This window comes from Acinetobacter sp. 1125_18A (genome assembly GCF_052824985.1).
The window spans coordinates 222,172-235,903 of sequence record NZ_VTDG01000002.1 but is presented as its reverse complement, the minus strand read 5'-3'; the positions used below and the strand labels follow the sequence as shown (position 1 = coordinate 235,903).

Annotated in this window: 13 protein-coding genes; 11 read left to right on the top strand and 2 right to left on the bottom strand. The window is 37.3% G+C overall.

Annotation, left to right across the window (positions count from 1 at the left end):
• Positions 1–9: 9 nt before the first annotated feature.
• From FY049_RS04040 to FY049_RS03995, 10 genes are all read left to right on the top strand, one after another.
• A complete protein-coding gene (locus tag FY049_RS04040; RefSeq protein WP_056514630.1) occupies positions 10–660 on the top strand; it encodes an OmpA family protein in 651 nt (216 codons plus the stop codon).
• Between the two features lie 451 nt (positions 661–1,111).
• Complete coding sequence (locus tag FY049_RS04035; RefSeq protein ID WP_004722749.1) at positions 1,112–3,151, top strand: UvrD-helicase domain-containing protein; 2,040 nt, start codon at positions 1,112–1,114, stop codon at positions 3,149–3,151.
• Between the two features lie 101 nt (positions 3,152–3,252).
• The gene (gene dut / locus FY049_RS04030) at positions 3,253–3,705 is read left to right on the top strand and encodes a dUTP diphosphatase (RefSeq protein WP_004722748.1); all 453 of its coding nucleotides are present in this window, start codon (positions 3,253–3,255) and stop codon (positions 3,703–3,705) included.
• Positions 3,706–3,934: 229 nt separating this feature from the next.
• A complete protein-coding gene (locus tag FY049_RS04025) occupies positions 3,935–5,374 on the top strand; it encodes a phosphomannomutase/phosphoglucomutase (RefSeq protein WP_224964864.1) in 1,440 nt (479 codons plus the stop codon).
• A 58-nt stretch (positions 5,375–5,432) separates the two neighbouring features.
• Positions 5,433–6,338, top strand: a complete 906-nt coding sequence (gene argB / locus FY049_RS04020) for an acetylglutamate kinase (RefSeq protein ID WP_224964865.1) — start codon at positions 5,433–5,435, stop codon at positions 6,336–6,338.
• A 179-nt stretch (positions 6,339–6,517) separates the two neighbouring features.
• A complete protein-coding gene (locus FY049_RS04015; RefSeq protein WP_224964866.1) occupies positions 6,518–7,303 on the top strand; it encodes a GNAT family N-acetyltransferase in 786 nt (261 codons plus the stop codon).
• A gap of 185 nt (positions 7,304–7,488) precedes the next feature.
• Positions 7,489–8,337, top strand: coding sequence for a class II glutamine amidotransferase (locus FY049_RS04010; protein ID WP_224964867.1), 849 nt, complete (start codon positions 7,489–7,491; stop codon positions 8,335–8,337).
• Positions 8,338–9,403: 1,066 nt separating this feature from the next.
• A complete protein-coding gene (locus FY049_RS04005) occupies positions 9,404–9,859 on the top strand; it encodes a bacteriohemerythrin (RefSeq protein ID WP_004819397.1) in 456 nt (151 codons plus the stop codon).
• 203 nt (positions 9,860–10,062) lie between these two features.
• Entirely contained in the window at positions 10,063–11,145 is a 1,083-nt protein-coding gene (locus FY049_RS04000; protein ID WP_446083223.1) for a hypothetical protein, read from the top strand.
• A gap of 8 nt (positions 11,146–11,153) precedes the next feature.
• Positions 11,154–11,483, top strand: a complete 330-nt coding sequence (locus FY049_RS03995) for an RnfH family protein (RefSeq protein ID WP_035371671.1) — start codon at positions 11,154–11,156, stop codon at positions 11,481–11,483.
• Between the two features lie 84 nt (positions 11,484–11,567).
• Here the strand turns inward: FY049_RS03995 and FY049_RS03990 are convergent, their stop codons facing one another.
• The gene (locus FY049_RS03990; RefSeq protein ID WP_004722739.1) at positions 11,568–11,966 is read right to left on the bottom strand and encodes an outer membrane protein assembly factor BamE; all 399 of its coding nucleotides are present in this window, start codon (positions 11,964–11,966) and stop codon (positions 11,568–11,570) included.
• Positions 11,967–12,078: 112 nt separating this feature from the next.
• Here FY049_RS03990 and fur point away from each other — a divergent pair, with 112 nt between their 5' ends.
• The gene (gene fur / locus FY049_RS03985; RefSeq protein ID WP_004722737.1) at positions 12,079–12,516 is read left to right on the top strand and encodes a ferric iron uptake transcriptional regulator; all 438 of its coding nucleotides are present in this window, start codon (positions 12,079–12,081) and stop codon (positions 12,514–12,516) included.
• A gap of 79 nt (positions 12,517–12,595) precedes the next feature.
• On the opposite strand, the gene FY049_RS03980 is transcribed toward fur, so the two are convergent.
• Complete coding sequence (locus tag FY049_RS03980) at positions 12,596–13,714, bottom strand: PilT/PilU family type 4a pilus ATPase (protein WP_004722736.1); 1,119 nt, start codon at positions 13,712–13,714, stop codon at positions 12,596–12,598.
• Positions 13,715–13,732 lie beyond the last annotated feature (18 nt).

Sequence of the window (13,732 nt, the reverse complement as noted above, 5' to 3'; positions counted from 1 at the left end):
AGGCATGCAATGCGTGCACTATTAATTACAACACTTACAGCAGGGGCTTTAGTACTTTCTGGCTGTCAATCAACTGGTAATAACATCGGTGGTATGGAGTACGACAAATCTGCTATTGGTGGTTTGATCGGTGCAGCAGCGGGCTATGGTTTGTCTCGTGGTAATGCAAACTCATCTGCACAAAACAATCGTGCAGCAGCAATTGGTGCGCTTTTAGGTGCGGGTACTGGTCTTTATTTAGACAATAAAGAAAAGAAATTACGCCAACAAATGCAGGGTACTGGTGTAGAAGTTAACCGTAATCCAGATGGTTCTGTAGCTTTAGTTATGCCAGGTAGCATTACATTTGATACCAACAAGTCATCAATTAAGCCGAACTTCTACGGTACTTTAAATAAAGTTGCTCAAACTTTAATGGAAGACAACAAGAGTGTAATTCTTGTTACGGGTTATACCGATAATACAGGTAATGATTCAATCAATATTCCATTGTCTCAAAACCGTGCATACTCAGTTGCAAACTACCTTAAAGGTAAAGGCGTGCAAAGCCGTATTGATACTCAAGGTTATGGTTCACAAAACCCAATCGCAGATAACTCAACTGCAGCGGGTCGAGAACAGAACCGTCGTGTAGAAATCAGCATTTATGCGGCAAACTAATATGCAACAAACCAAGAAATCGCAATAAAAGTAACGTATTTTTTGGTTGAAGGCATTGAGTTGAAAGCATTGAAAAGGAGTCATGGTTCGCTATGATTCCTTTTTTTATTTTCCAAATTTTTGCTTAAATCTCATCAATCTGTTTAAGGTTGCGATTCAGATTTTTTATTATTAAAACCAGCGTTGATGCTATAAAGGTCTTTCTTCTTGCTGCTATTTGCTAGCCGTTATGATGGTTTTTGGTTATGCTTTCGCCACTTGATCACCAGTCAACTGAATAACAACAACTCATAATAAAATAGAGTATTGAAATAAGAAGGTTTGAAACTAAAGCAGAATTTAACTGAAATGATTTTTATCTGGTTTTTATATTGGAAAAATTCAAATTAAGCATTTTGCAACTCTACTTTAGATGACTATAATCGAGCTCGAAGTTTTTAGAGGATGAACAATGTCGAAAGCAAGTCAACTGAATGACAAGCAACTTGAAGCCATGAAATATACTCAAGGACCCTTGTTAGTACTTGCAGGGGCGGGTTCAGGTAAAACCTCAGTAATTACAAGAAAAATTGCGTATTTGGTCCAGCAGTGTGGGATTCCTGCGCATCGAATTACCGCAATGACCTTTACCAATAAAGCTGCACGTGAAATGAAAGAACGTGTGGGTAAGTTGTTGGGTAAAGAAGAAGGGAAAGGGCTTTCAGTTTCGACCTTCCATACCTTTGGTTTAAATTTATTACGAATTGAGCTGAAAAATACCCCACTTAAAAATAATTTCTCAATCCTTGATGCAGATGACTGTAAGCGTATTCTTATGGACTTGATGCATCGTGATAATTTATCGGGTGCTGAAAGCAAAGAATTGATTGCTAAAGCCATGAAGAAAATTTCTGATTGGAAAAATGATTTGATTGTGCCTGAGCAAGCACATACGACTTGTGAAACACCAGAAGATGTGCAGTTTGCCCACTTGTATCAATTATATGAACGAAATTTACGTGCTTATAACGCTGTAGATTTTGATGATCTGATCGTGATGCCAACACGTCTCTTACAAGACAATGCAGAAGTTCGTGATCGTTGGCAAAACCGGGTTCGCTATCTACTCGTGGATGAGTATCAAGATACCAATACCGCGCAATATATTTTGGTAAAATTATTGGTCGGTGTGATGGGGCAGTTCACCGCTGTAGGTGATGATGACCAATCCATTTATGCATGGCGTGGCGCAAAGCCTGAAAATATGGCATTGCTAAAAGAAGATTTCCGCAATTTAAAAGTGATTAAACTGGAGCAAAATTACCGTTCTACCAGTCGTATTTTAAAAGCCGCGAACCATGTCATTGAAAATAATCCACATATCTTTGATAAAAAGTTGTGGAGTGATAAAGGTCATGGTGAAGTCATTCGAATCATCACCTGTCGTAATGATGATGATGAATCTGAACGTGTGGTAAAAGACCTGCTCACGCATAAATTGATGAATGGTAAAAACTGGAAAGATTATGCGGTGTTGTATCGCGGAAATTTCCAAGCACGTGTATTGGAAACTCAGCTACGTCAAATGCAGATTCCATACAAGCTCTCTGGTGGTCAATCTTTCTTTGGTCGTGCAGAAATTAAAGATGTGATGAGCTACTTACGCATCATCATTAACCCTGAAGATGACAGTGCTTTCCTTCGTATTATCAATACGCCTAAACGTGCAATTGGCCCAGTAACACTTGAGAAGTTAGGTCTTTTTGCCCAAGAAAATCATTTATCACTGTTGGCTGCGGCAAGTGATCAACGCTTAACTATGGTGATGCCGAAAAAGGCCACCACACAATTGGCTGAGTTTGCTGGCTTTATCAATGATTTCACTCGTGAATTGTTAGATGACGATGAACCTGTTCCTAAAATTCGTCAAATGATGAATGATGCAGGCTATATCGATTATTTACGTGAAACGGCTGCAACGCCTGCACAAGAAAAAACCAAGATTGATAATGTGGAGATGCTCTATACCAGTATTCAAAGCTTAATCAATCGTGCTGAAGATGTAGATGAAAAGAACATTGAAAGTGTGATTCGTAAAATGGTGTTGCTGGATATGCTTGAGCAGCAGCAGGAAGATGAAGACACTGATAAGGTCAACCTGCTGACATTACATGCATCTAAAGGTCTGGAATTTCCATTTGTTTATATTATGGGCTTAGAAGAAGAGCTTCTGCCACATAAGAACTCCATTGCCGCTGAAACGATCGAAGAAGAACGACGTTTGATGTATGTAGGCATTACCCGTGCACAACAAGGTTTGACCTTAACTTTGGCTGAGCAGCGTAAAAATGGTGGGCAAATGAAACAAATGACCCCAAGCCGCTTCTTAGATGAATTACCACAAGATGAGTTGGATTGGTTAGGTCGTAAGAAAAAATTAGCTGAAAATGTTGATCCTAAGCAACAGGCACAGCAATATTTACAAAACTTAAAAGCGTTATTAAAACGTTAATTTTTTAAATCAGTTCTTTTATTTTTCTTTCGATTTGCTTTTAAACAGATCGGAAGAAATAAAAGCACCTTTAACAGCTTTATTTAACCAAGGATTTCAATATGAAAGTTCAAGTAAAAGTACTTGATCAACGTTTAGGTCAAGAATGGCCAATGCCAACATATGCAACAACAGGTTCAGCGGGTTTGGACTTACGTGCATGTGTAGAAGAAGCGATTCAAATTGAACCTGGTCAAACTGTGTTGGTTAAAACAGGTATGGCCATTTATATTGAAGATACTAATTTTGCTGGTCTGGTTTTACCACGTTCGGGCTTGGGCCATAAGCATGGGATCGTATTGGGCAACTTGGTTGGCTTAATTGATTCAGATTATCAAGGCGAATTGATGGTTTCTGTTTGGAATCGTGGTCAAACCACCTTTACTTTAGAACCAGGTGAGCGTTTAGCACAGTATGTTTTAGTGCCTGTAGTTCAAGCGCAATTTGATATTGTAAGTGAATTTGAAGCGACTGAACGTGGTGCAGGTGGTTTTGGTCACACTGGGAAGAACTAGATTTCTCTCATTATTTTAAAGCCTGATTTATCAGGCTTTTTTAGTATTATGTTTATTTGTAACAAAAAGTATGTATAACGCTGTATATAAAATTGAATATATTATCAAGAGTTTTTTAGTATATTGCATTTGACCCGATATAAATATTCTCATATAAATGAATTGCTTGCTTATCATTAGAGAGATTAAGCTGACGAAATAAAGGGTTAAGCAAATAGAAGTTTTGCTTATGAAAAAGATGAATGATTTTCCTTTTCAGATTTTCCGCGCCTATGATATTCGTGGAAAAGTTGAAATGATGCCACCTGAATTGATTCAGGCAATCGCATATGCTTTAGTTGATCAACTGATTGAAAAGGGTCAATCAAAAATCACCTTAGGATACGATGCACGATTAAGTAGTCCTGCGTATGCTCAAATTATCAAACAGGTATTTCAAAATAAAGATATTGAAGTCACTGAAATAGGTTGTTGTGCTACGCCACAATTGTACTTTGCTGCAAGAAATACGCAGGGCAATGGCATTATGGTGACAGCGAGTCATAATCCAAAAACCGACAATGGTATTAAATGGATTATGCAGTTTGAGCCACCGTCTCCTGAAATGATTCAAAACATAGGCACTCAAGCAAAAAGTTATCTGCAAAGTGAGCAGTTTCCATTGCTTGATACAGGATCGTTTGTTCAAACAGCGGCTCATCAAATTAAATCTGAATTTTGTTTATCCTATAAATCTGCATTATTAAAAGATATTCACTTAACCCGACCGCTCAAAGTCGTGATTGATGGCTTAAATGGTTCAGCAGGCTTTTGTGCCAATCTTGTTTTAAAAAAATTGGGCTGTGAGGTGATTGCATTACGCTGTAATGCTGATGGAAACTTCCCTGACCATGCACCAGATCCTTCACAAGCCACACATTTAGAATTATTACGACAAAATGTACTCAATCATCAGGCAGACATTGGTATCGCTTTAGATGGTGATGGCGATCGCGTGGTTTTATTGGATGAAAATGCCCATATTATTTCAGCGGATCGGCTTTTAGCATTGTTTGCCCAAATGTGTTTAAAAGATCATCCACAGCATGAAATTGTGTTTGATGTGAAATGTTCATCTATGGTACGTCAAGTGGTTGAACGTTTGGGCGGTCAAGCCAAGATGATTCGAACTGGTAGCAGTTTTTTACGCAAATACATGTCGCAATCAAAAGGCCAGGCTGTCTTTGGTGGTGAGTACGCAGGTCATTATGTATTTAATGATGGGCGTGGACTTGGTTATGACGATGGTCTATATGCTGCCTTACGTGTGATGGAATACTTATGTGGTTTCCCTCAAGCAACATTGTCTGAAATCTTAGCTTGTTATCCAGATCGTTTTTATACTGAAGATACTTATATTAGTACCCACCGTACTGATCCGAAAATTGTTTTGAATGAGATTGAACATCTCAGTCAACAATTTGGTGCTGAACTGAGCAAAATTGATGGTGTTCGCCTTGATTTTGAACATGGTTTTGGCATTATTCGGGCGTCAAATACAGGTGAATATTTTACCGTACGTTTTGATGCAGATTGCCCAAATTGTTTAAATGAAATTCGTCAGACATTTGCGTCTATGCTCAGTGATCGTTATCCTATGATCGCCCAAGATATTCTACAGGCACACTGATTTCTTGCATCATCCATATTCATCAGTCTAATCCCTACAGCTCACTAAGGAGAGGCGAATGCCACATCAGCATACTGGCATCGACAAAGCGCAAATATTGACAGAGGCTTTGCCATATATTCAACGATTTTCAGGTAAAACACTCGTTGTAAAATATGGTGGCAATGCAATGACTGATCCAGATTTGGAAAGCTCATTTGCTCGCGATATCGTTTTACTCAAAACTGTAGGTTTAAATCCGATTGTCGTGCATGGTGGTGGTCCACAAGTAGATTCATTGCTTAAACAGTTAGGGCGTGAGTCTGATCGTATTGATGGAATGCGGGTAACGGATCCTGCAACCATGGAAGTAGTTGAGATGGTTTTAGGTGGCAGTGTTAATAAATCTATCGTTAACCTAATCAATCAACATGGTGGACGTGCCATTGGTTTAACGGGTAAAGACGGTAATTTATTGCGTGCTCAAAAGCTCTTGATGGAAAAGACACTTGCAGATGGTACAGTCACGCAAATTGACTTGGGTCTAGTTGGGGAAGTGACTGGGGTTAAAACTGACGTTTTAGAAATGTTTACCCAAAGTGATTTTATTCCAGTGATTGCGCCTTTAGGTGTAGATGAAGACGGTCAAACTTATAATATCAATGCAGACTTAGTCGCAGGTAAAGTTGCAGAAGCTTTAGGTGCGGAAAAATTGATTCTATTGACCAATATATCAGGTGTTTTAGATGAAAATAAAAACCTCCTGACTGGACTAAGTACTCAAGAAGTCGATCGTCTCATTGAAACTGGGGTGATTTACGGGGGGATGATTCCTAAAGTGGGTTGTGCCTTAGATGCGGTTAAAGGTGGGGTTGTGAGTGCGCACATTGTAGATGGGCGGGTACCTCATGCAACACTCTTAGAAATCTTTACCGATCATGGTGTAGGAACCTTAATTACCAATCGTGCCAAGCCTCAGAAATAATTTTTAATCTATAGATTATTTTTTTAAAAATGCCAGTGTGAAAACATTGGCTTTTTTTTATTTTTGCCGATTCTATTTCAAATTAACCATTCATAGCGTGTTTTTAAACGGTCATTTTTTCGTCATATAAGTGTCATCAGGATTGCCTAGTGTAAGTAAAAGCTCAAGGAGTCGAAAATATGTTCGCAAAATTAAATCAGTATCGTCAGAACTTCCAGAACTTAAATTTACCGTTACCAAAACCTAAAAAAGCACAATCACAATATAAATTTGAATGGGTTGAAGACCTGAAACAACTCAAAGAAGTACAAAAATTTCGTGCAGTACAATTCGCAGATCAGTTTGGCATTACATTTGAAAATGGATTAGATCAAGATTTATATGACCTTGATTGTGAGCATGCGGTATTACGTGATAAATGGAGCAATGAGATTGTTGCCTACACACGTCTGAAGTTGATTCAGGGGCATGAACTTGCACGTAGTTATAGCGCACAAGAATTTGATGTTTCTCAACTTTCACATCTATCCAATATTGTGGAAATAGGCCGTACGTGTGTACATCCGCGTTATCGTAATGGGCGTGCATTGTCGATGTTGTGGTTAAATTTAGTTCCGACAGTGCTATGGAAAATGAAAGCAAAACACTTAATGGGATGTGTCAGCATTCGTTTGGAAGACAATAAGGCACGTGCTTACTATACGCATCAGCATTTGAAGAAAATGACTGCTAAACAGTCGATTGATATAAACGCAAATCCCGCTTTTGAACCGAGTCATCCAGAGTATAGCTTTCCACAAGATGAACGAATTCCAAAGTTGTTTGATGTCTATTTGAAAATGAATGCGCGTTTATCGAAACAGGCATATCACGATGAAGCATTCAATTGTTTAGATTATTTTGTCTTTTTAGATGTCAATGAAATTGCCAAAAATTTTGTTTTAAACAAAATGGTTAATCGCTGAGTGTCCGAAAAATAAGGGGGCTTAGAGTTTGATATCCTAAAAGTACCCCAATCATTTTGCTGATCTGTGTTAAGTCATGGGTATAATATGCATCTGTTTGCAGTTATTTTCAGTTATTGAGATTTGCAAGCAGCTGCGTAGTCATGCACAATATTCTTATAAATAAAATGTTGTATGAATACACTATGTGCCAATTGCTTGGAATGAACTGCGCCGCTCCCACTGATATTACTTTTTCGTTTCGTGGGTTTTCTCAACGTGCAGGAATAACCTCTGATCATTCTGATGGGTTTGGTATTGCCTTTTTTGAAGATAAAGCATGTCGTTTATTTGTCGATAATCAATCTGCAGTATTGTCACCGATTGCTGAATTGGTACGTAACTATCCAATCAAATCGCGGAATGTGATTGCGCATATTCGTAAAGCAACCCAAGGTAAAATTACCTTAGAAAATTCCCACCCCTTTATTCGTGAGTTATGGGGTAGACAGTGGATTTTTGCACATAATGGGGATTTACATAACTTTCATCCACATTTATCGGGGCGTTTTACCCCTGTAGGCAGTACCGACAGTGAGCTGGCATTTTGTTATTTACTTGAACAACTGGTTTTAAGATTTGGTTATTTTGAACCGAGTTTAAATGATGTATTTGCTTTGCTTGAAGAAATATCACCTAAAATTGCAGAATATGGCACTTTTAATTTTTGCCTCTCCAATGGACAAGCATTGTTTAGTTATGCGACAACGAAGCTGCATTGGATTGTACGCGAGTATCCATTTACATATGCACGCTTGGTCGATATTGATGTTGATATTGATTTTAGTCAATTTACAACAAAAGAAGATCGTGTTGCCGTGATTACCACAGAGCCATTAACTCAAAATGAAGTTTGGACTGCATACCAACCTGGTGAGATGATTTTATTTAAAGATGGTCAAGTGATAAAAACAGCAACCACTCATGTCGAAAGACTTGCTCGTGAGGCTGCTGATCCAAGTTTGATTAGAGTCACCAAGGCAGATCAATATTAGTTTGATCTGAATGAATTCATATGAGATTGGGGGAAGTGTTATTCACTAACTCTATGTTTTTTTAATATAAATTATTGTAAAAATAAAAAATAATTCAATTTAACTAGCCCATTCAGGTTTTTATAGGTGCTTTTGTACTAGCTATAGATGCAAGAATTATCTTAGATCGATAGCAATTTCCTTATCATTCGGTTACAGGTTTTTTCCCACTAAATCCTGTAAAAATTACTTCGAATTATTTATTGTAAATCGCATTATTTTGAATGATCAAAGTCTCATATTAAATTGTATAGGATGGTCATCTTTGAGGCTTAACGGAGTATTTTGATGTTGTTAAAGCAAAGAGAAGATGATCGAATAATAATGTTTAATTATATTTTATTGAAAAAAAAGAGTAATAATATCGTTATAATTGTTTAAATATTAAAGATCTTTCATAAATCAAAAATGATTATGTGGAGTGAATCATATTGGTATTGAAAGTTCCTTCTCCCTTTGGGAGAAGGCTAGGATGAGGGAACTTTTATGTTGATTTATGGTTTTAAAAAGGACTTATGAAAGAAGTCTATTATATAAAATTGTCGTGATAAAATTTATATTTTAACTGTTTTTAAGTAAACAATGAGGTAAGTTGAATAAAAATAGCACGTATAAAATACTTTTCACTTGAATAAAGAAAGTATTTAAAAATATAACAAAATCACAAAAGAATATTTTTTCTTATTTTGCAAAAATGATTGAGTAATTTTATCACGAGTAATCATATGGAAAAGTGAAAATAAAAATATCATTTGAGGGGGGTAAAAATTTTTGATTACACATTCATAATCATTTATTCATTCAAAATAATAAATATAGACAATCAATAAAATTATTTAAAATTAGTAATTGGTTAAAAAATATCTTACTCTTTTAGTGCGGATTAAAATATTATCCAAGTATAAACAATAACTTAATTATTTTATAGTTTTTTTAATGAATCCCGACTAATACAGTTCATTTTTATTTAGAGAGATAGCCGTTAATATGGTTGCTGAAGGTCAAGACATTATTTTAAGGTGATCGTATGAAGATGAGATGGATTCCAGAATATAATACGGGTATCGATGTGATCGACGATCAACATAAACGGATTTTGGATTACATCAATGAAATTGATGAAATCGGTATGGCAACGGATCGTGCCCGTATTAAGCAAATTCTTGATAATATTATTGACTATACACAATCTCATTTTACCTTTGAAGAAAGCTTACAAGAAGAAGCGGGTTATAAATACCGTGTTCCTCATAAACGTGTACATGACTTATTTATTAAACGTATCGAAAGTTATCGTACCAGTTTTGAAGAAGGGCATTCTATAGAAAAAGAATTGCATGAAGTGTTGTCTAAATGGTTAATTAATCATATTCAGCATGATGATGCAGATTATGTAGGGGCTGTAAAATTAAATATGATGGGAATCATTAAAGAAAACGAAAAGAAAAAAGGCAAAAATTGGTTTGCAAGATTTTTTTCATAATTTACAGGCATTTTATGATTGTGAAATTATGGGAATCACCAGCTCTCTAACTAAAAAAATTCAGAGGGGATAAAAAGAAATAACAAAGATTATAACAATATCTAGCGCAGCAAATCATCGAGGGGTGATTTGCTTTTTTCTTTTAAGCTTTGATTTTCAGCATCGACAAAGGCAAAATAGCAGAACTTTTTACGAAACACCTCATGCAGGATTATTCTATGTCACGATGGTTATCGCCGCTCATGGCATTTTGTTTATCATTTATGATTATCGCAGGTTTGGCTCCAAGTCTGGATATTCAAATTGATCGGCAAATTGATTTTTGGATATTGTGGTTAGTGTCAATGCTAGTGTTAGCATTGCCGATTACTTATTTAGAAGTTGCTTTAGCAAAGCGTTCTAAAACAACTGCACTCAATGCCTTGTCTAGCTTAACTCGTGATGCTGACGCATCTCAATCATGGCGCATTGTGGGTTGGTTGGCTGTTATCTTTATTCCATTCTTAGCGGGTGGAATTTTATCGAATATCAGTCAAAGTACTGTGCAGATTGCGAATTTACCGATAGAAGGTCATTTGTTATTTGCAGGTGCCGCTGTAGTGGCTTTTGCTTTGTCTTTTGCGCCTCGTCAAATTTTAGTGGGTTTGATCACGATAGGCGTGCTGCTTTCTTTAATCCTTGCACAGGTTTTCGGTACACACTTACAAGCTTGGCATGTTACTCCTGTAGAGTTTAAAGAGTGGGGCAATGCAACGATTTTAGCCCTTGTGGCCACAGGTCTCGGTTTAGGCTTGTATTGGCAAACCAGCTTGTTGAATGTTCAACAGAATAATGAGGCATCTAAAACAGCTTTACCGATTTGGATTGCGCAACTGGTTGCTGTGATTGCCTTTGGTTTTTTTGCGGCTTCAGCACAAATCCCTGCCTATACTTTATTATTTAATGCAGTCATTTCAGCCGCGTTATTATTACAACTAGGCAAAGAACAGTTAGCTCAACGCCAAGTCGCAATACTTATTCAATTTGTAGTGTTGTTGGTGGCATTATTCATTTGGGCAATTCCAAACATTGTAGTGCTGTTTAATCCATTGCTGATGACTTGGGGCTTGGTCATTTGCTTGATTTATTCGATCTTTGTGGGTTGGATCATGAAAATCAGCCATCTACGTAAAGCAATCAATTTTAGTTCAGAAGCGTTTTATAATATTTGGCGTATTGCGGTACGAATTGTTTTACCTTTGAGTATTGTGTTGGCATTGGTATCCTATATTGGACAGTTAATTTAAGGGTCAAGGTGAATCTCGTGGCAAAGATTTGGGTGGCATATGCTGCCGAAAAGCAACAATTTCACATTGAGTTACAATTTTCTCAAGGCATGACGATTGCCGATGCAATTGCGCAAAGTGGATTGGCGCAACAAGTAGAATTGCCTGAAAATTTTAGTTTCGGTATTTTCGGAGTGAAAATAAAAGCGCAATCGCATTTGCTACAAGCAGGTGATCGTGTTGAAATTTATAGAGCTTTAACGATTAATCCAAAAGATATTCGTCGCAATCGCGCAAAAGCAAATCCTGTCGGACGTTACTGTCGTGGTAATCGCTATCAACAATTGTTATTTAAATAAGGCGTTATTTACAATAATCGCTTTAAACAATTGAATGCATATGAAAAACCCCTCATTGAGGGGTTTCTTTTTATCGCAAAGTGTCTATAGTGGGGGCGCATTCAATATTGCTTCTTTAGAAGCAGGTAAACCAGGTTGAGACTCAGGAATGGTTTCTAAACCTTCAATTTTGTTTACGACACCTGATTGATCAAAATAAACCTTTAAATGTTGGCCATGTGCTGCGGGAATCTTCGCTTTTTTCGCGTAAGTTCCTGGGATATAGTTGTAAATGTAATCCCATCGTCCTGGATTCAATGGATCTGAGACTGTTGGGCTACCCAACAAGAACTGTACTTGTTGGTAGGTCATACCGACTTGAATTTTTGAAGCTTGAGCTTGGGTTAACGGTGTTCCCTGAGGAATATCGACTTTGTATACTCCAAATACAGAACAACCACCAAGTAAAGAAGCGACGAATAACGTCAGCATGATTTTTTGCATTTTGCTACACTATCCCAAATTAATTATGATGCAATTGATCCAAGGATAGATCATACTGCATCTCAACTCTGTTGCATATTCCAACTTAAAATTTGTTGAGAGACCTTTTTATATGCCTATTTCAAATCAAGATTTACGCAAAGCTGGACTTAAAGTTACCCTACCACGAATCAAGATTTTGGAATTATTAGAAAATTCAAGACAACACCACTTGAGCGCGGAAGACATTTATAAAACATTACTCGAACAAGGTGAAGATGTCGGTCTAGCGACCGTATATCGTGTGTTAACACAATTTGAAGCTGCTGGAATTATCCAGCGCCATCATTTCGAAAACAATCATTCTGTTTTTGAAATTATGCAAGAAGATCATCATGATCATTTGGTTTGTCAAAATTGTAATAAAGTCGTTGAATTTACTAATGAAACCATCGAGCATGAGCAACATTCGGTAGCTGAGAAACATGGCTTTCAATTGACTGGACATTCTTTGAATCTGTACGGTTATTGTGATGAACCTGCATGTCAGGAAGCTTATCGTAAGCGCTAGAATCACATAAATACAACAAATGAAGAGGGGGCTTAACTAAGCCTCCTCTTTTTATATCAGCTCATTTTTTACTTTTGAGCTACTGTCCATCAAAGGTGAGTTTGCTATTTGAATTGAGTAGCTGTGCACCACCTTCTTCATCCAATTTGATTTGTAGACGTAAATCATTTGGAGAGTCAGCATGTTTAAGTGCGTCTTTATAGGTAATTTGTCCCGCTTTATAGAGGTCAAATAAAGCTTGGTCAAACGTCTGCATACCCAATTCACGAGAGCGCTTCATCAAATCCTTAATTTCATGTACATCACCTTTACGGATTAAGTCTGAAACTAACGGTGAGTTGATAAGAATTTCAATTGCAGCACGACGAGAATTACCGTCTGGTGTTGGAATCAATTGTTGCGCAACCATGGCTTTGAGGTTAAGCGATAAATCCATAAACAACTGGCTATGACGGTCAGACTCAAAGAAGTGAATAATCCGGTCAATTGCTTGGTTGGCGTTGTTGGCATGCAGTGTGGCAAAGACTAAGTGACCTGTTTCAGCAAAAGCGATGGCATAGTCCATGGTTTCACGAGAGCGGATCTCACCAATTAAGATCACATCTGGTGCTTGACGCAAAGTATTCTTAAGTGCAATTTCAAAAGAATCGGTATCAATTCCCACTTCACGTTGGGTAATAATACATCCTGCATGTTCGTGTACAAATTCAATTGGGTCTTCAATGGTGATGATATGACCTTTAGAATTTTGATTGCGATAACCAATGATGGACGCAAGCGAAGTTGATTTACCTGTTCCTGTTGCACCAACAAAGATGATGATCCCACGTTTTGTCATTGCGAGATCTTTAAGAATAGGCGGTAATTTAAGCTCATCCATGGTCGGAATTTGAGTTTCAATACGACGCAAAACCATTCCAGGCATATCACGTTGTTGAAAAGCGCTGACACGGAAACGCGCAGTTTTATCGCGATTGGTAATGGCAAAGTTACATTCACGGGTCTCAGCAAATTCTTTACGCTGCTTTTCACTCATAATAGAGTTAAGCAATTGCATAATAATTTCGCCGTTTAACTTGGTTTTTACCACAGGAACAATTTGACCATTAATTTTCATTGATGGTTCAACATCGGCGGTAATAAATAAGTCTGATGCTTTTTGCTCAATCATCATGTTGAGCAAGTCATTAAAGTCCATCTTTTTTAAACCTCAATA